Here is a 21,512-nt window from a genome sequence, read left to right as displayed (position 1 = left end):
TTTACTCTTTAGTAATTGGTAAGCCTAGCCAATCGCTAAGTTCATAAGCTAGCCAGTCAAGTTCTGGAGGAGTAGCAGGAAAAAAATAAAATTCACCACTTAAAATATCATACTTTTTTATTCCTGCCCAGATTGTCAAGCAAGGTTGATTATATGTATCCTTACTGCGTTCTAGACGTAGAATATCTTGTCTCAAACTTGGAGATGGATAAAACCGTTTAATTCCAAACAATTCATAAATCAAGATAATTTTTTGATGATTAATAAAAAGCTTTTTTTTGCCAAAAATACCTATCAAAATAGAAATAAATAATAAAATTACAAGAAACAAAAATAATATTAAAGATGCTACAGATGCCAAGTTAACAATATTACCCTCAGCAAAAATTGGCAACACAGGGATAAATAAAATAATTGGTATAAATATAATTAAATTTATAATAGTTCTTTGGTTAAGGAAACCTCTAGGTGGGATGCTAATTTCTAAAAGGTTAGCATTCTTAGTCAAAACAATTTTACTGTTAGGAGGTTTTCTTAGGAAGGAATTACTTTGTATCCTGGGAATCTGAGATGTATTTCCTAGTTTATTTAAAACTTGCAAAGCATCTTCAGCAGAAATCAAACGTTTACTTGCAATCGGTTCTGTCATTCTCTTCAACCAACTGCTGAAACTAGGATTAATATTGGCTGCCTGTTCAAATTCAAGCCGCAAGTCGGTTTGTGGTAAATCAGCCGGATGCCGACCTGTAACCAAATAAATTAAAGTGGCTCCCAAACTGTAAAGGTCAGAACCAGGAATAGCTCTACCATTAAATTGTTCTGGTGGTACATACCCGTAGGTTCCCATTACTATAATTGTGCTACTTCTTCTGGCGATGGTTTGCACTGAACCAAAATCTACCAAGTACACTTCACCTACACTATTACCAGAGCGATTTGTTAATAGAATATTGCTTGGCTTGATATCACGATGAATCACGGGTGGTTGACGACCATGCAGATATTTGAGAATTTCTAAGATAGCTTTTGCTAGTTCCTTAACTTCTTCTTCACTGAAACTACGCCCAGCTTTGAGTTGTGCTTCTAGAGATTGGGCTGGGATATAACTTTGTACGAGTGCAAATCCTCTACTGTTGGGTGAATCTAGCTCAAAGTAGTCAAGGTAGCGGGGAATGGCTGGGTGAGAGAGTGCTTTGAGAGTTTCAGCTTCCCGCTCAAACAGTTTGAGGTCGTTCCATTCAAACTCATTACCAAAGGACAGTATTTTGACCACTACTAATTCTTGAGTTTGTAAGTCACGAGCTAGCAGCGTCCGCCGTCCGGCTTTTTTACCTAGTTCCTGTTGGACTTGATATTTTTCCAACAGGATTTCTTGGTTAGAATCTGGCAATTCTCGACTTGTCATTTGCTCGTGACTCCAAAGCTTTGTTGCTTTTATAGCAATCCTATTTGTTACTGCCCCACTGTAAGATTACTTAAGTTAGCAATAAGCATTAGGGAGAGTATTTTTCTAAAATTCGACTTACTATCTACTCAATACTGCGTAGGTTTTGCCTAAAAATAAAAATGTGTAGGAATGAAACTCAACAAAACCTGCAATTCTCATCAAATTCATCTGTTTTTAGGATTGATTAAAATAGCTTTTGGTTGATTAGCATTAAATAGAGAAGCAGACAACAGAATAATCGGTTTGTTTGTTTGGTTTTCTCCATAATGAACCATGCCGGCAGATTCAACTAAAGAATCTCCCACTGTAAGCTGTATAGTTTTCCCTTTTTGAAGAATCAATTCTGTGCCGTTAGCTTTCGTTACTTTAGCTTCTCCTTCCACAACAGTATAAATTAAAGTTCCCGCCTCTACTCGTTCAATCTGCATTCCCGGATGAGTATGAGTAGGGAGTTTTGCTCTTGGTGCGATGGTATAGCGTACAAGTTCAAGAATCTGCTTTTGATCTTGAGTAGGATAACCACTTGCTAAAACTTCACGGGTAACAGATTGAGTGTAAGTATTGGGTGAGGAGATTTCTTGGCTCTTAACAACTACACTGCCAAAAGCTAGGATAGCTAAGGGGAGAATCAGAGACAGTTTTCTCATATTAAAAGTTTTTTGTTTGGGCAATACTTTTAATTAAATCATTTTGTGTTTAGTTTGTCTAATAAGCATAAGTAGATTAATTCGCTTTAGAAGACGAGCGATCGCACCAACAAAATCATTCACTAGCACTTTCTAGAAACAACCTATTCAAGTCTAATAATATATCTTCAAATCCAGGAATAGCCACTGACTGATTCGGTAAATAAATCTGTTTGCTGAGATAGCTAAATTTACTTTGAGCATTTTGATACGGCTGGCTATGACGCTCAAGTTGACGAATCGGCAAATTCACAATCCAGTAATGAGAAATTCCGGCTTCTGCATACAAAGACAACTTGGTTGTTTGGTCATAATCTATGGTTTTATCGGAAATTTCAATTACTAACAAAATATTTTCGGGATACGGATAATGAGCCAGATAATCTTCATCTCTTCCTCGTGCAATGACAACATCCGGCTCAGGCTCACTCTGATTAGGAAGGGTGATCGGATCTTGTCCCCGAATGACTGCCCTATCGCCTAGAAGACGATCCAATTGACGGTACAGGATAGAACTACAAACTGTATGTGGTGTTCCCTTTGCTGTCATTTGAATCAGTTCTCCGCGAATCAATTCAATATGATTGGCCTCTGTCAGAAATCCGAGTTCAATCAATTGATGGTATTCTGCGATGGTAAATCGCTTAGGTGTCACAGCATTCATGAAACATCCTTCTAATGGCACTGATTCCACTTTACTTGTAGATTAAACTGACTGCGTTGTTTACCGCTGCAGGCATCGCAATAACTTAAGCCGTTGTTACTACAACTGAAGTATTCATAAGTAACCTTAAAGCCGTTGTTACTATAACTGAAGCTATTGTTATTAATGCTGAAGCCGTTGTTACTACAACTGAAGCATTCATAAGTAACCTTAAAGCCGTTGTTACTATAACTGAAGCTGTTATTATCAATGCTGAAGCTGTCGTTACCACAGCTTAAGTTGTGGTTATGAATATGAATTTTTGTAAGAAGTCTATTGCAAAGGAGTAGCGATCGCCTCAAATTGTTGCCAACAAAGGTACAATGCACGCGGTACGTGAAAACATCCTTTCCATTTGCCGCCTTTGAGGTTCAACAATACTTCTCCACGCCGATTGAGATAGCCAAACCATTCACCATACTCGGAATCAGCAAAGTGTGACCAGGTGTAATCGTGCATCTTTTGATACCATTCCCAACATACCTCACGCCTGGTCAGGCGGTAACCCATCGCTAATGCAACCAAAGACTCTAGGTGAACCCACCACAACTTTTGATCCCATTCTAATTGTTGTGGGGGATGACCATCTGCATCCATAAAGTAATACAATCCGCCGTACTCGTTATCCCAAGCAAAATTTAGGATATTTAACACCACATCAACGGCTTGGTTAATAGTTTTGGTGTCGTTTTGGCGACGCGCGATGTCCATGATAAACCACATCGCTTCGATACCGTGACCTGGATTAATCAGCCGTCCCTCAAAACAATCTATGTGGGAACCGTCAGGGGCAATATTTTCGTACATTAGTCCCCGTTCTTGGTCGAGAAAATCGGTCATCACTTCCTGGACTGTTTCAGCTAGGACATTCTCTAGTGTTTCCTTTGGCAGCAACCATTCCATTTCTAGAGTCAGGTTGGCTAAAATCATCGGTACAGCCAATGATTTCATCGGGCGTGTGCCGGGATAGGTTTTATTATATTTGCCCTTGGGGTTATCTTTGCGGCGTAATACGTTGTTATAAGCTTGGATTGCTACATCCTTTGCCCATTCTTCACCGCCAGCGAGTCCATATTGACTAAATGCCATCGCTGCAAAGCAATCAGAAAAGATGTTGTAAGGTTGAACCAGTGGTTTCCCTTCACGGGTGAGGGCAAAGTACCAGTTACCATCGCTATCTCTGCCATGTTGGGCGAGAAAATTAGCACCGTTGCTGGCAATTTTTAGCCAATTTTCGCGCTTTTCTAGGTGATTGTAAAGCATCGAAAAAGTCCACACCTGGCGGTTTTGCAGCCAGATAAATTTATCTGTATCATAAATTTTGCCTTCACGATCGAGGCAGGTGAAATAGCCGCCTTGCTGCCAATCAAGAGAATATTTTTCCCAAAAGGGGAGTACGTCGTTGAGGAGGGCGTTTTTGTAAAGTTCAGCGTAGGCGTAGCCCGCACTTCGACAAAGCTCAGTGACCACCGAAGGCATCGCTAGAAAATTATACTCCATAAATTTCCTCCCCTTTTGTACCAAAACCAACAGCTTAACAGTTATCATATTTTGACTCGAACATGGAGCGATCGCGTCAATCTTTTACAAGATTTAGTCAGCAGCAGGTATACTTCTATCTTGTATCTTGCACCATTCTCAATAACCGTAAAGTAGTTTTTTAAATATGAGGTTGTTATGAGTCAGATTGAACGAGTTGCGATTGTTGGAGGAAACCACGGTAATGAGTTAACAGGAGTACATTTAGTCAAAAAGTTTCAGCAATATCCTAATTTAATTAACAGGGCAAGTTTTGAAACTCTGGCATTACTTGGTAATCTCAAAGCTATTGAAGAAGGCAAACGATACATTGACAAGGATTTAAATCGTTGTTTCACTAATCAAGGCTTACAAAATCCCCAACTCTCAAGTTATGAAGATACGCGGGCAAAAGCAATTCAACAGATATTGCAACCGCAAAATCAGCCCTTTGTAGATGTAATTGTTGATTTGCACAGCACAACTGCCAATATGGGTTTAACTCTAATTTTTTGTGATATGCATCCTTTATTGCTTCGCTTAGGTGCTTATTTAAGTTCTATCAATCCTTTAGTGAAAGTCTGTATTAATCAGGAATCCAAAGAAAATGGTTTTCTCCGTTCTCTGTGCGAATTAGGTTTTGTTATAGAAGTTGGGGCTGTGGCTCAAAATGTTTTAAACGCCGAATTATTTCAGGAAACAGAACAGCTTATTTATGCAGTTTTAGATTATTTTGAAGGGTGCAACCAAGGGAATATTCCGCAGACAAGCAACCACCTTACACTTTATAAATACATTAAGACTATCGATTATCCTAGAAGCGATGCCTACGGCGGGCTGCACCTACGCGGGGAAATTCAAGCCATGATTCACCCCCAGCTTCAGTTTAGGGATTATGAACCTTTGCATCCAGGCGATCCAATGTTTCTGACTTTTGAAGGAAAAAATATTTTCTATGAGGGAGCGTCTACTGTTTATCCTATTTTTATTAATGAAGCGGCTTACTACGAAAAAGGAATTGCGATGTATTTAAGTCAAAAGCAGGAAGGAATATTCTGATTACAAGGCTGATTACAGAAAAGCGATCGCAACACCGTCCCAAGCAGCAATTTCAGGTTGATGCTCTGCATTTTCAACATCCTGCTTTAGCGCTGTAATCATTTCTGCTGTTTTGGCAATTAATATCAATTTTCTGCCCGCAATAACCAAAAGCCGCTATAAGTGATACCAGAATCATCGGGTTGAACTAACAAAAAATGCAATCCTCGGCTTTGCTGCTTGCGTTGTTCAAATGCTTGGGCTGCTGTTGTAACTTCTGGATCTTCAAATGTGGCAATAATCCATCTATCCACCAAGCTAGCTTCTAATATTAAGCCATCTGGTGCGCCAGAAATGTAGTTAAAGCTGACAGGACGGGCTTGCTGCAACCACCGTGCTAGGCGCATTGATTGCCGTCCACCATAAATTACGACACCAGGAACAGGAACTGTTGATGCTAAACCCAAATTGATTGGTTTGAGATGTTCTGGGATGTGCAAAATGGGAATGGGGCGATCGCTAAATCTCGTTTCTACATCACTAGCTGCTAAAGTCGCAAAACGCCATTGTTCTCCCCAGAGGTTTTCTGGTAATGGTGCTGGGGGTGGTTTATCCAGCGTTAAGGGATATTGCTTTTCTTGTAACCACTGCTTTAACGCCAAGGTGTGGCGGGTAGGTTCGACATTAATACTTAAATTGCGTCCAGCCGCCTCAATTAAGCTGAGAGACTGAGGACGAAATACCTGAATTACATCTGGCAATTTTTCACCAGCAGCTAGCTCAAGTTGAGTGGCAACCCAATTAGAATTTGCTGCTGACTGGAGACAGGTGGCTTCATACTTAAAGCTGCGAGTTGCGTCACAAATCAACAACTCCCATAAAATTTGTCCAGACGCATCTTGTGAGGGACGACGATAAAAATCAACCTGCCAAATTTTCATAATTATGTGGGCATGGGGAATGGGGGGATGGAAGAGATCGGTGAGAGTTAAAACTGAAAGTTTTAAGTTCAGAGGCTCAACTTCCGAGTTCAAAGGTTTAACTTCCGAGTTCAAAGGCTTAACTTCCGAGTTCAAAGGTTTAACTTCCGAGTTCAGAGGCTCAACTTCCGAGTTCAAAGGTTTAACTTCCGAGTTCAGAGGCTCAACTTCCAAGTTCAAAAGTTTAACTTCCGAGTTCAAAAGTTTAACTTCCAAGTTCAGAGGCTCAACTTCCGAGTTCAGAGGCTCAACTTCCGAGTTCAAAGGTTCAACATTCAAGCTCATCTTCCCATGCCCAATGCCCAATGCCCAACACCCATTTATAAAGCCTGAATCCATTCTTTGACTGAATATTCAGTCCAGATGCCATTTTTCCAGTAAGGATCGTTTTCAATTAACTGGCGTACAGTGGCTTCATCTTCGGCTTCGTAAATCCCAAAAACTTTTGTAACATCCTTGGTGGGGCCGATGGTAATCAGCACACCGGATTCTTTCTGTTTTGCTAATCCGTCTAAATGAGCTTGACGATAGGGGGCGCGTTTTTCGATAACGTCTTCGCAGTAAGTTCCCCAGAGTACATATTTAGGCATAATTGCTTGTTACTCCTACTGGTTAATAAGATATTGCTCTGCCAAGAGCTTGAACCGATCTCCTTCTAAAATTAGATTGTCAATTGCTTGTTTGATTTCAATGTATGGCTGACGAGATAATTTTTTTTCTCGTTCAATTGCACGTCGAGTTTCTGCCCTCAACCTTCCAGCCCACTTGTGTTTACCAAAAATGTCTAAGCCAACCGACACAACACTATCTGTACCAGATTGACTTGCTTCTTGATTAATATTACGTATATTTGCATTAACCTCCTTTTTGAGCGCTCTAAGTTGCTTTTGTAATAGAAAAATTTGCTTAACCTGTAGTTTGACTGATTTAGGACTATCAAACGTCAGAGACATGTGTGATTGCGTCTGCTGAATTTGTTGAATTATTTCCAGCGTGTTCATAATACGCCCCGATCTAGAGTTGAAAATTTTTGGCTAGTCTTTACAGAAGAATATGAGGCAGAGCCTCAAGTAGAGTATTCCCAGGTTCAACCTGGGAACTAGACCAAAAAACTTCTAACTCCTAACTTCTCAAGTTGACGCCGAATTTTTCCACCAAGGCTTCACGGACTTTATTGTGTACTGGTTCCACTTCAGCCTCAGTAAGAGTACGATCGCTAGCCCGATAAATTAAGCGGAATGCTAAACTCCGCTGTCCTTCGGGGACGTTTTCACCACGATATTCATCAAATAATTCCACTGATTCGAGCAAATCTTTACCAGCTTTGGTAATTACTTTTTCAATTTCGACAACTGAGATTTTCACGGGTGCGAAAAAGGCGATGTCGCGATCGCTAGCTGGATAGGTAGAATAGGGCTGGAATGTGGGGACGAGAATTTCATCTTCTTCCAAAGAATCTAAAAGCACATCTAGATCCAACTGAAAAACATAAACGGAATCTGGTAAGCCTTTTTCTCGTCGCAGTTGGGGATGGAGTTGCCCAAAAATCCCCAGTCTGTTACCCCGAATCCACAGGGAAGCGGTGCGTCCTGGATGTAAGCGATCGTCGCGGCGATCGGGTTGAAATTCGATTTGCAAGCTAAGTTGCCGAAATACACTTTCTAAAATGCCTTTGGCTTCAAACCAGGTGATGGGTTCTTCGCGTCCACTTTTTGACCATTTGCCAAGGGTGCGATCGCCTCCCATAATTCCCGCCAAGGCTTCTGTTTCTTGCAAACCGTCTTCTTCTTGCCAGAAAATTTGCCCGATTTCAAAACCGTTAAGGGCACCATTACCCTGCTCTAAATTGTATTGAAAGGCATCAATTAACCCAGAGATCAAATCGGTTCGCAGTGCTGAATATTCGACAAATAAGGGGTTTGACAGTACTATATTTCTGTCTTCTCCTGGTTTGACTAAAGAATAGTGGATTAATTCTGTCAATCCTTCAGCCCGCAGGAAAGCCCGTAATTTGCGAATTAGTTCTTGATCTAAAGGTAGATAACCAGCTTCCGCTTTTTCTGGTAAAGTATCGCAGAATTTGTTGTAGCCATAAAGACGGGCGATTTCTTCAATTAAATCAATTTCTCGCTCTAAGTCGCGGTAACGATAGGGTGGGACAGAGACAGACCACGTAGGTTGATGGCTGCTATCTTCTCCTGAAGGAGTCAACTGACACCCCAATGCAGTCAGGATGCGCTCAACATCTTGTTTTTGCAGTTCGCCTGTGTCTTCTTCTAAATCGATGGGTCCCAATATCTGATTCACTCGGTCTAAACGCAGGGCGATAGAACGACTCCAAGTAGACGGATCAGGGCGGGTGTCGGCAATTTCTTGCTGGACTATAATTCCACTAGCCAATTCGCTAATTAAGGATAAGGCGCGGCGATTAGCTATTTCCAACTCAGCCCGATTAACTCCCCGTTCGTATCTGCCAGAAGCCTCACTTCTTAACCCAACACTCCGGGAAGAACGGCGAATTGCCACGGAATCAAATAAAGCTGCTTCTAAAACTAGGCTTTGAGTCCCTTCATGCACTTCTGTTTCTTCTCCACCCATGACTCCCGCCAGTGCAACAGGTTTGTCGTTAGCGGTGATTAACAAATTTTGGGTTGCTAGGGTGCGAGTTTGTCCATCCAGGGTTTTGAGAGATTCTCCATTATTGGCGAAGCGAACACCGATGCTTAAATTTTCGCTACTTGCAACAGATTTTAGGCGATCGCCATCAAAAGCGTGCAGTGGTTGTCCCCATTCCAACAAAACATAGTTAGTAATGTCCACCACATTACTAATGGGACGTACCCCAGCCGCCCGCAAACGCTGTTGCAGCCATTCGGGAGATGGAGCAATTTTCACCTGTTCAATTACCGTACCAATGTATGCAGGACAAGCTTGGGTATCGGCAATTTTTAAAGCTAAATTTCCGGCATTTTTGGGAATAGAGACTTCAGCAGGTTCAGGAATGCTCAACTTTCCACTGGTTAAAGCTGCTACTTCTCTGGCTACGCCTACCATACTTAGAGCATCAGCGCGATTGGCAGTTGCGGTAAGGTCTAAAATTACATCATCTAAACCCAACAACGGACGGACATCACTACCCAATGGTAAATTTTCCTGGGTAAAAATATGAATTCCGTCTACATCGGTGGGCAAACCGAGTTCCTTTAAAGAACAAATCATGCCCTGAGATGGGACACCACGCAGTTTTGCAGGTTTAATTTTTAAATCAATTTTGGGTAAGTAAGTACCCGTGGTTGCCACTGGGACATAGATATCTGCCTTCACATTGGCAGCACCACAGACAATATTTAAAGTCTCACCTGTACCGATATCCACTTGGCAAACACTCAATTTATCGGCGTTGGGATGGGGTTGACGCTCAAGCACTTTCCCAATCACCACGCCATTTGCCCAAGTGCGGCGATCTTCAATTTCTTCAACCTCAAACCCTGCCATTGTCAGGGTTTCGGCTAATTCTTCTGGACTAAGTTTTATCTCTACTAGTTCGCGCAGCCAATTTAGAGAAATACGCATGGAGTGTGCTTGTTTTAGGAATCGTCTTTTGCTCTTATTTTAGGGTGCAAGGAGCGATCAATGGCTACTCGCCCTGCAAGGCGTACCCTTTCACTTGAACAATCCTACTACGTTAGACTGGCAATGTAAAAATTAAGTAAATACTGAAAATGTATCTACGCAGAGAAGTAAGACATTATTTTTATTTGGTTGATTTTGACGTTAAACTACATACGCCCGGATTTCTCACTTGTGAAAAATCCGGGTGTTTTGTTTCAGAAAAAAAGCGTGTCAAAGGTTAGTCATCTAATTCTTACTAACAACAATTTTAGCAATGTAGTCTTTGAGTGCGATCGCCTTTCCGCTCTTTGGGTACGGGGAAACCCCTACCAATCTCACCGAATATTTATCTAAAAATTGAATTGGTAAAGCATCACGACCTGGTATCAGGGTTAGCATTAATGTTGAAACTTGCTGACCATTTTTTATAATGTCTAATCCAATAATAACTTGTCCTTGCCAAATACAAGTTACATTAGTTGGACACCGAGAATCCTGGATAACTTTTGAAAATTTGATTTCAATATTTTCAGTGGGGAGGTAAGCTGTCTTTCCATATCTTAGATAAAATTGAGTATCTAAAGTAGTTCTAACTCTAGCCATCAATTGTTGATGATTACCTTGAGCAATGGATTGAACTTCTATGCTTGAAGGCTTGATATTTGATAATATTCCATAGCTAGGAAGACAATTTGCTCCACCAATCAATGTTAATATAACTGCTGTACTCACTACACTTTTCATTTTTTATACTCCATAGTCAGGAATTTTATTATTAGTTGAGCCAGAAAGCAGACTTATAAATTGTTCTGTTTTCTGCTAGAGTGAAGCTTTACAAAGACAAAACGCAATTAGCTAACTTTTGTGCGTAGGCGCAGCCCGCACTTCGACAAGCTCAGTGACCATCGTAGACATCGCTTTTTGCATAACCATTACAAGTGAGAGCCGTTTGGTTTCTCACGCTTGAGCTAAAATCCCATAAAACCAGCAATCTAAATACACAAGCTTTTTTCTGATTTCAAAAACTTCAACAGCGCTTTTCCAAAAATTCGTTGCTTAATTTATCTTGAAGATTGGCTCTAGTTTTATTTTCTAGCATTATTACTCCATATTTTAGCAATTATTACATTATGTAACAGGGACATTATTTTTTCTTTATTCTCAACAAGCCCAGCTTTTTGCGATGAGCAATGACCACGATTTCACAAGGCGTAGCCCATCGTACACATGGCTTTGAGATTTGGAAAATAAATCAAATGAGAAATGCTGATTTTTTTGTTGGTTCTTAACATTGGTTGCGATTAAGAGTAATTTAGATGCGTTTGCTTTGGCGATCGCAGAACTTGAATCTTTAAAACTCGATAAAATCTCACAAGTAATATTTTCTCACTCAATAGACTACAAAAATCACACTTCACTCTTTTTTGTAGTGTAATTACATTACATTGTATTGTAGAACTTCAAAGAGATAAATTTGCCCTGTTTGTGCCAAAAAATCACTGTAGAAACTGCATCTAAAGCTTTCACCATAAGGATTGTAGGACATATTTATGAAATCTAACTCAACAAGATCGAAAGAATAGACAATCCAATCTAAAAAATCGGCAATACAATCGAAGTTTTGTTCATTTTAAATATAAATTTGATTTTGTACACTTTTACTAAATGTGGTGATTGCTGTTTTTATTAGTATTTTTTATTGAAAATACAAGTAAAAAAATGCTTTCATTCATGCCGTTGATCTTCCTCTTGATAGAGGGATTTCAGTTTGATTAATAGGAATTTAATTCTAATGGCAACTTCTGGCAATAGCAATCAAACTACTGGGTCACAAAGTTCTAGCAACAATTTAACTGGTAATGGCAATTTTTCTTTCAGTGATGGCAAATGGCAGTCTACCGATGGCAGCAGTCTAGATAGTGGCAGTAGCTTTGGTGGCGCTGCTAGTAATAGTAATACTTTCGCTTCCTTCATCGGTGGTGGTAACTCATCCACAACCAGTGAAGATGGAAAGTACAAATATAATTACGAGCGACCACTTGACGAGCGGGCTTTAACTGATACCAATAATCCGTTCAATCAACTCATCGGAGTCGTTGGCGGTGATATTACTGCGTTAGGTGATGGTAGCAACCCCTTTGCTAGTGGTGGCGCATCTGGTGGTGGTAGCAACCCCTTAACTGGTGGTGGCACATCTGGTGGTGGCGCATCTGGTGGTAACGCATCTGGTGGCGGTAGCAACCTCCCTGGTAACTTACCATTTGGCAGCACTCCGCCTTCCAAGAAAAGTGGTAGCAACCTACCTGAAACTGGCAATGGTCAACCTGTACCTTATAAGAGCGACAACTGGATATCTGATATTCAAAAATTAGATGGTGCAAATGCTATTGGTAACAGTGGCCAAGGTAACGGGAACTGGCTATATGGTAGTAACAACACAACCGACGGTAATGGTGACTGGAATTTTGGTAGCGGTAACACAACCAACGGTAACGGTAACTGGAACTACGGTGATGGCAGCAAAACCGAAGGTAATGGCAACTGGGGCTTTGGTAACGAGAACACAACTAACGGTAACGGTAACTGGAACTTAGGCAATAACAACGACATCCTTGGTAATGCCAATACATTACCTGGTAGTAAAAACGACATTCTTGGTAGTGGCAACACTGCCAATGTAACTAACAGCAATCTCCTTGGAAACCGGATTGAAGCCAGTGGTGATCACAAAACACTCATTGGTAATGAAGGCTGGAATTTCCCTGTTAGTGGCGAACTGATATCACTAGGTAGTACTAAGCCTAGCCAAAATATAGGAACTGATATCAGCAATTTACTCAGCAGTTCTGACCTTGTAACATCCGCCATATCAAATCCAGGCTATAACAACCCAAATTATGATTTCTCTAGCATAGCCTAAAAGTTTGTAGCAGACAGGAGCCAGTTTTTGCATCGGGAAGCCTGTCTATTGTAGCAATGACGTTTTTGCCAACTTGAGTTGATTACATTTTGAATACAATACTTCTGGATTAAGCTTTGCAGTTGACATTGCTCTTATTGAGCGGCACAAGAATCAACCTTCTAGCACTTCAAGAATTTCAATCTGTAATTAACCCAGAAGTATTACTCTTTGAAATGTAGTAGGTAAGGTATAGAAAAAATAATTAGCCGCAACTCATTGGAGTGGTTAATTTAAGTCAAATGCATGAAGACTATTTTCAGTAATTCGGCGCGGGTAAACGGTTTAGTCAGATAGCCAGATGCCCCGACTAATTTCGCTTTTACTTTGTCTACAATTCCTTTACTGCCAGTGACAAAGATAATAGGAGTATTTTGAAACAAGGAATTATTTCGTATAATCCGGCACAACTCATAACCATCAATTCCTAGCATGTTTAAATCCAACAAAATTAAATCCGGTTTGTGCCTTATAATTGACAAAACGGCTTTCACTGGATCGTTAATAGTCACTACAGAAAAATTTTCATTTTCTAAGAAATAACTAATTTCTTTAAGAATGGTGGAACTATCATCTACAGAAACGATTTTGTGAACTTTTTGTCCCGTTACAGTAGCAGCCGTTACTCTTTTGGAAGCAGAATTTATGTTATTTGATATTGTTGGTTCCTGAAAGTTTTCTTTTGAAGGAGTAGAAATCTGTGGTAATCGCTGGACAGGAACTATTTTCTCTTCAGGAATATTTGGGTAAGAATTGACAGTATTACTTGGTTCTTGTTTGGTGTCAACTAACCCTGAAATCAATTTTGAGAAAAGCGATTGCTCCTCAAAAAGTTTTGGTAATTTATCATAAGGTGGATCTGGTTCATGGAGGATAATCGCACCCTTAAGGATGTAAGGGTATAAATTGCGAGCTAGTTGAATTTCATCTTGATTCAAAATTACAGCCAGATGACACAGGCTAAAACCCTTCATCCAGTTAATTAAATCTGGCTGTATATTTGGTAAATCTTGGTCATCAAATTTGCTGTTAATCAACAGATATGGACGTTGATATAGAGAAGAAATTTTCGGTACAAAAGCCTGGCAATTCTGTAATCTTACTTGGCAATACTCTAGAATTTTCTCTACACCTAGCCTGCAAATTTTTGGCATTCTATCAAGTGGTTCTGTTAATTCATAAGTACCTTCTTTGATGAGCAAAAATGATTCAATTACCTCTTTAACTAATTCTTGAACCAGCACTGCTGCTTGTGTAGAATGTAGATGTTGTTGACTAACAAGCCAGGATATAGCCTGATACTCACGAGGGTGGCTTCTCGAATTACTGTCATCTTTGATTAACTGACTGTGTGAGTCAGGTTCAAACATCAGCCGTACTTGAACGCGAACCTCATTAGTAAGGAGTGGAATTTGCTGGCTGAGGCGTCGCAAATGGCGTTCTAGTCGATCAAATGGTTCCACAGAATGGGTAGCGTAAGTTATTTTGCCTTGTTCTAAGTAAATCGACCAAGAAACTGAGTTACTCAATACTTGTAAACAAGTACTGTCGGAACAATTAGATAATTGTCTTAACAAACTTAGAGGACGTAGTTTAGTGAATGTACCTGAGTTATTCATATTTTTCAAGTTTTTTGCGGAATCAACAACCGAACATTTGTAGATTGAAAATATGAGCTATAAAGTATTCTCTTGTTTGTAATATTTTCTACCCACAAATTATTTATTTGAAAATATGTACATATATTAAAAATTGTAAGGCTTGTAATTCTTTTGTTACATTTAGCACATTTTACTTAATCTCTCTCAAAAAACAAGTAGGTATGAATAAAGGTAAGCATCTATCATAGCTAGATTATCAGTAGATGTTGGTTAATTCTGGATTTTACTAACTACTGACAACTCTTGAGTGAAGACCTTAATAATGATGTTTATTTATGCCCACTCACTTCAAGAGGCAAATTTGATTCCAAGTTCGCGCAGTTACACTGGTATACTTCTAAAGTTAACGAGCTTAATTATGGTTAATTACTTTTCCTTAAAGAAACAATTCTTCTACATAAAATCTTTAAAAACTTATCTAGGAAAGTTTACGTATTTATTGTACTGTAGGTTTAGTGGATATAACTTTTTGGTAGATACATTACAACAGGTAATGCTGGGTTTTGATAAACTCTTTTTTGCTAAACTAAGCTGTACTCAAGTTCATCTTAAATATATAGAGAACTTCATGAAAATAATTTGTTTAATAAAGATTAGAGAATCTACCAATAGATACTATATTCTATAGTCGCCTCGGCGATTGAAACTATATACTCTGAACAAAGGGAAATAAAGCTTTGGACTTTAACATAACACAAAAAGTTATGCATGATACATTAAGACTTGATGAAGTAGTAGAATTTGCTGAGAACCCAGAACCACGTTGTCCTTGTGTACTTTTATTAGACACATCTGGATCGATGCAAGGAGAGCCGATTGAGGCTTTAAATCAAGGTTTACTAAGCTTAAAGGATGAATTAGTCAAAAATTCCTTAGCCGCCAGACGGGTGGAAGTGGCGATCGTCACTTTTGATAGTAATATCAATGTGGTACAAGATTTTGTGACTGCCGATCAATTCAATCCGCCTATTTTGACAGCCCAAGGCTTGACTACAATGGGCGCGGGAATTCATAAAGCTTTGGACATAATTCAAGAGCGGAAATCTCAGTATCGTGCCAACGGGATTGCTTACTATCGTCCTTGGGTATTTATGATTACCGATGGAGAACCCCAAGGTGAGTTAGAGCAAGTGGTCGAGCAAGCATCCCAGCGCCTACAGGGAGACGAGGCGAACAAGCGGGTAGCATTCTTTACAGTTGGAGTAGAAAATGCGAATATGACGCGTTTAAATCAAATAACTGTACGTACTCCTTTAAAGCTTAAAGGATTAAATTTTATCGAGATGTTTGTCTGGCTGTCAACTAGTATGTCGGCTGTTTCTCATTCACAAGTAGACGAACAGGTAGCACTACCGCCGATTGGTTGGGGGACTGTTTAATTAAAAATTGCAGCTTGATGTTTACACAGCTAGCTGCTAGAAAAAAATTTATGAACATATCAAAACAGATTGCTCAATGGCGGATTGTGGCTGCGTCTGTATGTGGTACAAGTCACTTAAAAAACAATCAATTATGTCAGGATGCTCATCACTGGCAGATATTGTCAGATAATGTTTTAGTGGCGGCCGCAGCAGATGGCGCAGGTTCTGCTAGCCTTGGAAAAGTGGGAGCGATGGTTGCTGTAGAGACAGCAATAGAAAACATTTCTACCAAAGGGCTGACCCGAAAAAGTTTGACTGATGATACATTGGTGCGATCGCTCTTAAATGATGCCATATTAGCTGCCAAAAAAGCTGTGGAGGATGAGGCGGCTACTTGTGACACACAGCCTCAAGATTTAGCAACTACTTTAATTATGCTGGTTGCCACACCAGAAGTTGTAGCTGTAGTTCAGATAGGTGATGGTTTGGCAGTGGCTAAAGATAGTATGGGCAACTTGCTGGCACTGACGATGCCTGATAGTGGTGAATACATCAACGAAACCACTTTTTTAACTTCGCCTAATGCCTTAAATACAGCACAAATGAGATTATGGCGCACAGACATAGTAAACGTTGGTATTATTACCGACGGATTACAAATGCTGGCTTTGAATATGGTTGTTGGCGAACCTCACAAACCGTTCTTTTTTCCGCTGTTTGAATTTGTCGCCAATACCGAGGATAAGACAGAAGCGAAGGAGCAATTAGTAAAATTTTTACGCTCAGAGCGGATTACGCAACGCACTGATGATGATTTAACACTCATTATAGCCGCATTCAACGACTCGTGAGCAATCGATCTACAGGTTTCACATCTTACAATAACTTCCGTTAGCGGTAATTTCATTATGCAGGTACTACGTTGTTCCCCCAGAAAAGAAATCCTCAGTCTCAATGTCAGTTTGGGACGTGGCGGTGAAGCTTGCGTTTATGCAGTGCCATCTGATAACGATTTGGTGGCGAAGATTTACCACAAGCCAACCACTGGCCATGCAGAAAAACTCCAGGCGATGCTTGCCAACCCGCCAGAAAACCCTACGGCGAGTTTAGGCCATATCTCTATCGCTTGGCCAGAGGATTTATTACGGGCGGCAGATGGCAAAAATAGCATCCTGGGCTTTTTGATGCCACGTATTCAGGGGATGCGTCCAATCATCGACTTTTACAACCCCAGAACCCGTCGGCAACACTGTCCCCTATTCAACTATCAGTACCTGCTCCGCACGGCTCGTAACCTGGCGGCGGCTTTTGCCGCTTTGCACGCTAGTGGATATTGTATTGGTGATGTAAACGAGTCTAATATCCTCGTCAGTGACACAGCACTAGTGACTTTGATAGACACAGACTCTTTCCAAGTAACCGACCCAAACAGCAATGTTGTTTATCGCTGCCCAGTAGGTAAACCAGAGTTTACTCCACCAGAACTACAGAATAAAACTTTTGCCCAGCACGATCGCGAAATCTCTCACGATTTATTTGGGTTAGCGGTGCTAGTATTTCAACTCTTAATGGAAGGCACCCACCCATTTTCGGGGATTTTTCAAGGTGCGATTGAGCCACCACCTTACGAAGCCCGCATTGCATCGGGTCATTTCACTTATAGCCAAAAACGGTACGTACCCTACCTGCCGACACCCATTGCCCCCCCTTGGGAAATTCTTCATCCCAGCTTACAGGAACTATTTGTCCGTTGTTTTGAAGAGGGTCACAACAATCCACAGTTGCGCCCCAGTGCCCAGACTTGGCTCTCAGCAATTGCTGAAGCCGAAGATTCCCTGATTACCTGTACGACAAATCCCCAGCATCGCTACAACAACCACATGCGTAGCTGTCCGTGGTGTGAACGTACCGTGCGATTAGGTGGACGCGACCCCTTTCCATCACATCGAGCTATAGAAGCTAGAGAACATCTCCAACCGCGAATCAAAGCGAAAAAGCGCTACACCCAGACACCGCATTTTCCCCAGCGAGCCATGTCACCGCAGCAGCTAGTTAATTACTGGCAGCCAATGACTCCCAGTGGTTCATATAAACCTTCCAAAAAGTCAAAGTTGTACCCGATTATTTGTTGCTTACTGGGTTTTGGTTTATTGGGATATGCAGATGTAATGATTAAATTTACTCAGCCGTTGGTTTCCCAAAATGCTTACACCCAACAAACAATCAAGTCTTCCCAGCCAAATAATAAACTCAGCTTCGCTGATTCTTATCAGCAAGGTTATATTGCTTATAAAGAGCGAGACTATGACAAAGCAATTGTCAATTTTAGCCAAGCAATTGAACAAGAACCTACACATGCTAGAGCAATTGTAAATCGTGGTAATGCCCGCTATAACCTGAAAGACTATGAAGGAGCAGTTACAGATTATAGTCAAGCTCTGAAAATCAATCCCAATCAAATCAAAGCTCTGGTAAATCGGGGCAATGCCCGCTATATGCTCGCAGAATATAGCAACGATCCTGATAGAGAATATAATCTAGCGATCACTGATTATAATCGAGCCATTGGTCTGGATAATAATGAAATTGAAGCTTATGTCAGACGGGGAATTGTCCGCGCCCAAATGGCTAAATACAGCGGTGAATCTCAACAAGTTTACAAAAAAGCGATCGCAGATTTTACTCAGGCAATAAAACTTAATGTCTCCAAAGCCGAAGCTTACTTCCAGCGGGGTGTTGTCTATTATCAAATTGCTCAATATAGCAGCAATTATCAGCAAGAATATAATCAAGCGATCGCTGACTTTAACGAAGCATTAACTCTAAGCCCTAAACTAGCAAAAGCATATCTCAAACGAGGTATGGTTCGCTATGAACTGGCACAATATGGCGGGAGTGAAGCTAACAAAAACCAGACAAAAGCTGTCGAAGATATACAGGTATCTGCCAAAATATTTCTTGAGCAAGATGACATGGATAATTATCAACAAGCACTCAGTAATATGTGTGTAGTTGTAGAAAACAAATGTGACCCTTTATTCCAAGGTTCAAGTAACATGGAAAAAACTAACTAGAAATGAGTAAGCTTTGTTACTAGGATATTATTGGTTTTGATTGAAAAAATCAAGCCTGACTAGGGTTAGCTGGTGCTAACCCTAGTTATTTTATAGGTGATATTTTTATTTCATTGAGTAATTTATTTCTGTATTTATAGATATTCATAGAGCTTTTATATAGAAAAGATTTTAATTTATCTTACCTTTATAATTTCATCGCAAATTACAGTTAGATTATTGACGGAGAAACAGAAATCAGAAATACATTTTTCTCCCTTTAAGTGCATCCTCTTCATCTCGAAAAAGTCAAATAATCATATCCCTAGAAATCTCCGAGGTAATTGCATGAAAGCGGTGATTTTGGCTGGAGGTCTTGGTACACGCCTCAGTGAAGAAACCAGTATTAGACCCAAGCCGATGGTTGAGATTGGTGGTAAGCCAATTCTCTGGCACATAATGAAAACATACTCTGCCCACGGCATTAATGATTTCATCATTTGTTGCGGTTATAAAGGTTACATCATTAAAGAGTATTTTGCTAACTATTTCTTACACATGTCAGATGTTACTTTTGACATGCGCTTTAACCAGATGAACGTGCATTCTGGTTATGCAGAACCCTGGCGTGTCACCTTAGTAAATACGGGTGATAATACAATGACAGGCGGACGCTTAAAGCGAATCAGCGAACATCTTGGTAACGAGACTTTTTGCTTTACTTATGGTGATGGTGTCAGTAATATTAATATCACTGAGCTAATTAAGTTTCACAAAGAACAAAATAGCTTAGGAACACTTACTGCTGTTCAACCAGCCGGACGTTTTGGTGCTATTTCTTTAGGATATGAGCAAACCAAAATCACCAGCTTTCGAGAAAAACCGGAAGGTGATGGAGCTTGGATTAATGGTGGTTATTTTGTGTTAGAACCAGAAGTAATCAACTTAATTGCTGATGACTCTACGGTATGGGAGCAAGAGCCATTAGAAAAGCTAGCTGATATGGAACAGCTATCTGCTTTTAAACATCATGGGTTTTGGCAACCGATGGATACTTTACGTGATAAAAACTATCTCGAAGGACTGTGGAAAAACAATCAGGCTCCTTGGAAGGTATGGCAAGAGAAAAGTTAGGAGTAGAGACGCGATTAATCGCGTCTGTACAGGAGTTAGGAGTCAGGAGTTAAATGACAAATAACAAATGACTTTATAGATTTACTGTAATTTGAAGTGCGATAATACTAATGTATGATTTTGCGATTATAGGTGGGGGAATAGTTGGACTCTCGACAGCGTTGGCTTTAGGAAAACGCTATCCCAATGCGCGTATTTTAGTACTAGAAAAAGAGAGCCAATGGGCATTTCACCAAACTGGCAATAATAGCGGGGTAATTCATTCTGGTATTTACTACAAACCAGGGAGTTTCAAAGCTAAGTTTTGTCGTGATGGTTCTCGTTCAATGGTAGAATTCTGCCAAGAGCATGGAATTGACCATGAAGTTTGTGGTAAGGTAATTGTTGCAACTGAAGAACAAGAGCTACCACGCTTAGAAAATCTCTATCAACGCGGCTTAGACAATGGTATACAAGTCCAGAGAATTAGCCCCGAAGAAGTCAAGGAAATTGAACCTCACGTAAGATGTGTAGGTGGAATTCGGGTATCCTCAACTGGTATTGTTAATTACCAGCAAGTTTGTTTAAAATATGCCCAGCTAATTCAACAGCAGGGTGGAGATTTACACCTGAATACAAAAGTCCTGAAAATCTCTCCAAGTGGTAAAAATCAGGTACTGGAAACAAACAAAGGTAGCTTTGCAACCCGCTTTGTAATTAATTGTACGGGATTGCATAGCGATCGCACCGCCAAACTAGGTCAAGTTGAACCCCAAGCAAAAATTGTCCCATTCCGGGGAGAATATTACGAACTCACCCCAGAAAAACGCTATCTGGTCAAGACTCTAATCTACCCAGTTCCCAATCCAGATTTTCCCTTCCTGGGTGTCCACTTTACCCGGATGATTGATGGTAGCGTCCATGCAGGGCCAAACGCGGTTCTATCGCTCAAACGCGAAGGTTACAAAAAAACCGACTTTGACTTACGAGATTTTCTGGAAGTCATTACCTATCCCGGTTTCTGGAAGTTAGCAGCTAAACACGCTGATGAAGGCATCCAAGAAATCATTCGTTCTTTTAGCAAAGCAGCCTTCACCAGAAGTTTACAAAAACTAATTCCCGAAGTGCAAGCAGAAGATTTAATTCCCACCCATGCAGGAGTCCGTGCTCAAGCCTTAATGAACGATGGCAAGCTTGTAGACGACTTTTTGATTGTTTCTGGTCAAAACTCCATTCATGTTTGCAATGCTCCTTCTCCTGCTGCCACATCTTCTCTAGAAATCGGCAAAGCGCTTGTGGCAGAAATTCCCCAACTTTCGCATCTAGAGAGTGTAGTAACTGCATAGATAGCATAGTTGTTATTTCCGGGACTGCTGAATTA

The 21,512-nt window shown here is 40.5% G+C and carries 18 protein-coding genes; 7 read left to right on the top strand and 11 right to left on the bottom strand.

Translation table 11 applies throughout. The features are described from left to right. Position 1: 1 nt before the first annotated feature. The 5 genes from V7K60_RS27375 to V7K60_RS27355 form a co-directional block, all read right to left on the bottom strand. Entirely contained in the window at positions 2 to 1,405 is a 1,404-nt protein-coding gene (locus V7K60_RS27375) for a serine/threonine protein kinase (RefSeq protein ID WP_334930203.1), read from the bottom strand. A gap of 206 nt (positions 1,406 to 1,611) precedes the next feature. Beyond that, entirely contained in the window at positions 1,612 to 2,094 is a 483-nt protein-coding gene (locus tag V7K60_RS27370) for a cupin domain-containing protein (RefSeq protein WP_334930201.1), read from the bottom strand. A 115-nt stretch (positions 2,095 to 2,209) separates the two neighbouring features. Beyond that, positions 2,210 to 2,797, bottom strand: a complete 588-nt coding sequence (locus V7K60_RS27365) for a Uma2 family endonuclease (RefSeq protein ID WP_334930293.1) — start codon at positions 2,795 to 2,797, stop codon at positions 2,210 to 2,212. Positions 2,798 to 2,882: 85 nt separating this feature from the next. Then, complete coding sequence (locus tag V7K60_RS27360; protein ID WP_334930199.1) at positions 2,883 to 3,068, bottom strand: hypothetical protein; 186 nt, start codon at positions 3,066 to 3,068, stop codon at positions 2,883 to 2,885. A 41-nt stretch (positions 3,069 to 3,109) separates the two neighbouring features. After that, positions 3,110 to 4,315, bottom strand: coding sequence for an AGE family epimerase/isomerase (locus V7K60_RS27355; RefSeq protein ID WP_334930291.1), 1,206 nt, complete (start codon positions 4,313 to 4,315; stop codon positions 3,110 to 3,112). A 198-nt stretch (positions 4,316 to 4,513) separates the two neighbouring features. Here V7K60_RS27355 and V7K60_RS27350 point away from each other — a divergent pair, with 198 nt between their 5' ends. Beyond that, a complete protein-coding gene (locus tag V7K60_RS27350; RefSeq protein ID WP_334930197.1) occupies positions 4,514 to 5,413 on the top strand; it encodes an aspartoacylase in 900 nt (299 codons plus the stop codon). Positions 5,414 to 5,538: 125 nt separating this feature from the next. On the opposite strand, the gene V7K60_RS27345 is transcribed toward V7K60_RS27350, so the two are convergent. From V7K60_RS27345 to V7K60_RS27325, 5 genes are all read right to left on the bottom strand, one after another. After that, positions 5,539 to 6,333: a Tab2/Atab2 family RNA-binding protein gene (locus V7K60_RS27345; protein ID WP_334930289.1), complete on the bottom strand. Its 795-nt coding sequence runs from the start codon at positions 6,331 to 6,333 to the stop codon at positions 5,539 to 5,541. Positions 6,334 to 6,692: 359 nt separating this feature from the next. Next, entirely contained in the window at positions 6,693 to 6,962 is a 270-nt protein-coding gene (locus tag V7K60_RS27340; protein WP_289799149.1) for a YciI family protein, read from the bottom strand. A 15-nt stretch (positions 6,963 to 6,977) separates the two neighbouring features. Further along, entirely contained in the window at positions 6,978 to 7,373 is a 396-nt protein-coding gene (locus V7K60_RS27335) for a hypothetical protein (protein ID WP_334930195.1), read from the bottom strand. A 121-nt stretch (positions 7,374 to 7,494) separates the two neighbouring features. Beyond that, entirely contained in the window at positions 7,495 to 9,945 is a 2,451-nt protein-coding gene (gene pheT / locus V7K60_RS27330) for a phenylalanine--tRNA ligase subunit beta (protein WP_334930193.1), read from the bottom strand. Between the two features lie 285 nt (positions 9,946 to 10,230). Beyond that, a complete protein-coding gene (locus V7K60_RS27325; RefSeq protein ID WP_334930191.1) occupies positions 10,231 to 10,728 on the bottom strand; it encodes a hypothetical protein in 498 nt (165 codons plus the stop codon). A 1,048-nt stretch (positions 10,729 to 11,776) separates the two neighbouring features. Between V7K60_RS27325 and V7K60_RS27320 the strand changes: the two genes are divergently transcribed. Beyond that, entirely contained in the window at positions 11,777 to 12,904 is a 1,128-nt protein-coding gene (locus V7K60_RS27320; RefSeq protein WP_334930189.1) for a hypothetical protein, read from the top strand. A 272-nt stretch (positions 12,905 to 13,176) separates the two neighbouring features. On the opposite strand, the gene V7K60_RS27315 is transcribed toward V7K60_RS27320, so the two are convergent. Continuing rightward, positions 13,177 to 14,562: a response regulator gene (locus tag V7K60_RS27315; RefSeq protein ID WP_334930187.1), complete on the bottom strand. Its 1,386-nt coding sequence runs from the start codon at positions 14,560 to 14,562 to the stop codon at positions 13,177 to 13,179. Between the two features lie 746 nt (positions 14,563 to 15,308). Here V7K60_RS27315 and V7K60_RS27310 point away from each other — a divergent pair. The 5 genes from V7K60_RS27310 to lhgO all read left to right on the top strand — a co-directional run bounded on the left by V7K60_RS27310 (position 15,309) and on the right by lhgO (position 21,477). Then, positions 15,309 to 15,983 (top strand): vWA domain-containing protein, encoded by a 675-nt coding sequence (locus tag V7K60_RS27310; protein ID WP_322660910.1) that lies wholly within the window; start codon positions 15,309 to 15,311, stop codon positions 15,981 to 15,983. A gap of 50 nt (positions 15,984 to 16,033) precedes the next feature. Then, positions 16,034 to 16,816, top strand: a complete 783-nt coding sequence (locus tag V7K60_RS27305) for a PP2C family serine/threonine-protein phosphatase (protein ID WP_334930185.1) — start codon at positions 16,034 to 16,036, stop codon at positions 16,814 to 16,816. Between the two features lie 57 nt (positions 16,817 to 16,873). Then, positions 16,874 to 19,039 carry a tetratricopeptide repeat protein gene (locus V7K60_RS27300; protein ID WP_334930183.1) on the top strand — a complete coding sequence of 722 codons (2,166 nt, stop codon included), beginning with the start codon at positions 16,874 to 16,876 and terminating at the stop codon, positions 19,037 to 19,039. A gap of 327 nt (positions 19,040 to 19,366) precedes the next feature. Continuing rightward, positions 19,367 to 20,152 carry a glucose-1-phosphate cytidylyltransferase gene (rfbF, locus tag V7K60_RS27295; RefSeq protein ID WP_334918729.1) on the top strand — a complete coding sequence of 262 codons (786 nt, stop codon included), beginning with the start codon at positions 19,367 to 19,369 and terminating at the stop codon, positions 20,150 to 20,152. A 110-nt stretch (positions 20,153 to 20,262) separates the two neighbouring features. Then, positions 20,263 to 21,477: an L-2-hydroxyglutarate oxidase gene (gene lhgO, locus V7K60_RS27290; protein WP_334930181.1), complete on the top strand. Its 1,215-nt coding sequence runs from the start codon at positions 20,263 to 20,265 to the stop codon at positions 21,475 to 21,477. The last annotated feature ends 35 nt before the right edge of the window (positions 21,478 to 21,512 follow it).

Source organism: Nostoc sp. (assembly GCF_036917555.1).
GTDB lineage: Bacteria > Cyanobacteriota > Cyanobacteriia > Cyanobacteriales > Nostocaceae > Nostoc.
The sequence above is the reverse complement of the archived record's forward strand: the minus strand, read 5'-3'. Positions and strand labels throughout refer to the sequence as shown.

What these genes read in the sequence shown, in the direction of transcription:
- V7K60_RS27375 (WP_334930203.1), bottom strand. Translation starts at nt 1,405, where the DNA reads ATGACAAGTCGAGAATTGCCAGATTCTAACCAAGAAATCCTGTTGGAA.
- V7K60_RS27370 (WP_334930201.1), bottom strand. Translation starts at nt 2,094, where the DNA reads ATGAGAAAACTGTCTCTGATTCTCCCCTTAGCTATCCTAGCTTTTGGC.
- V7K60_RS27365 (WP_334930293.1), bottom strand. Translation starts at nt 2,797, where the DNA reads ATGAATGCTGTGACACCTAAGCGATTTACCATCGCAGAATACCATCAA.
- V7K60_RS27355 (WP_334930291.1), bottom strand. Translation starts at nt 4,315, where the DNA reads ATGCCTTCGGTGGTCACTGAGCTTTGTCGAAGTGCGGGCTACGCCTAC.
- V7K60_RS27350 (WP_334930197.1), top strand. Translation starts at nt 4,514, where the DNA reads ATGAGTCAGATTGAACGAGTTGCGATTGTTGGAGGAAACCACGGTAAT.
- V7K60_RS27345 (WP_334930289.1), bottom strand. Translation starts at nt 6,333, where the DNA reads ATGAAAATTTGGCAGGTTGATTTTTATCGTCGTCCCTCACAAGATGCG.
- V7K60_RS27340 (WP_289799149.1), bottom strand. Translation starts at nt 6,962, where the DNA reads ATGCCTAAATATGTACTCTGGGGAACTTACTGCGAAGACGTTATCGAA.
- V7K60_RS27335 (WP_334930195.1), bottom strand. Translation starts at nt 7,373, where the DNA reads ATGAACACGCTGGAAATAATTCAACAAATTCAGCAGACGCAATCACAC.
- pheT (WP_334930193.1), bottom strand. Translation starts at nt 9,945, where the DNA reads ATGCGTATTTCTCTAAATTGGCTGCGCGAACTAGTAGAGATAAAACTT.
- V7K60_RS27325 (WP_334930191.1), bottom strand. Translation starts at nt 10,728, where the DNA reads ATGAAAAGTGTAGTGAGTACAGCAGTTATATTAACATTGATTGGTGGA.
- V7K60_RS27320 (WP_334930189.1), top strand. Translation starts at nt 11,777, where the DNA reads ATGGCAACTTCTGGCAATAGCAATCAAACTACTGGGTCACAAAGTTCT.
- V7K60_RS27315 (WP_334930187.1), bottom strand. Translation starts at nt 14,562, where the DNA reads ATGAATAACTCAGGTACATTCACTAAACTACGTCCTCTAAGTTTGTTA.
- V7K60_RS27310 (WP_322660910.1), top strand. Translation starts at nt 15,309, where the DNA reads ATGCATGATACATTAAGACTTGATGAAGTAGTAGAATTTGCTGAGAAC.
- V7K60_RS27305 (WP_334930185.1), top strand. Translation starts at nt 16,034, where the DNA reads ATGAACATATCAAAACAGATTGCTCAATGGCGGATTGTGGCTGCGTCT.
- V7K60_RS27300 (WP_334930183.1), top strand. Translation starts at nt 16,874, where the DNA reads ATGCAGGTACTACGTTGTTCCCCCAGAAAAGAAATCCTCAGTCTCAAT.
- rfbF (WP_334918729.1), top strand. Translation starts at nt 19,367, where the DNA reads ATGAAAGCGGTGATTTTGGCTGGAGGTCTTGGTACACGCCTCAGTGAA.
- lhgO (WP_334930181.1), top strand. Translation starts at nt 20,263, where the DNA reads ATGTATGATTTTGCGATTATAGGTGGGGGAATAGTTGGACTCTCGACA.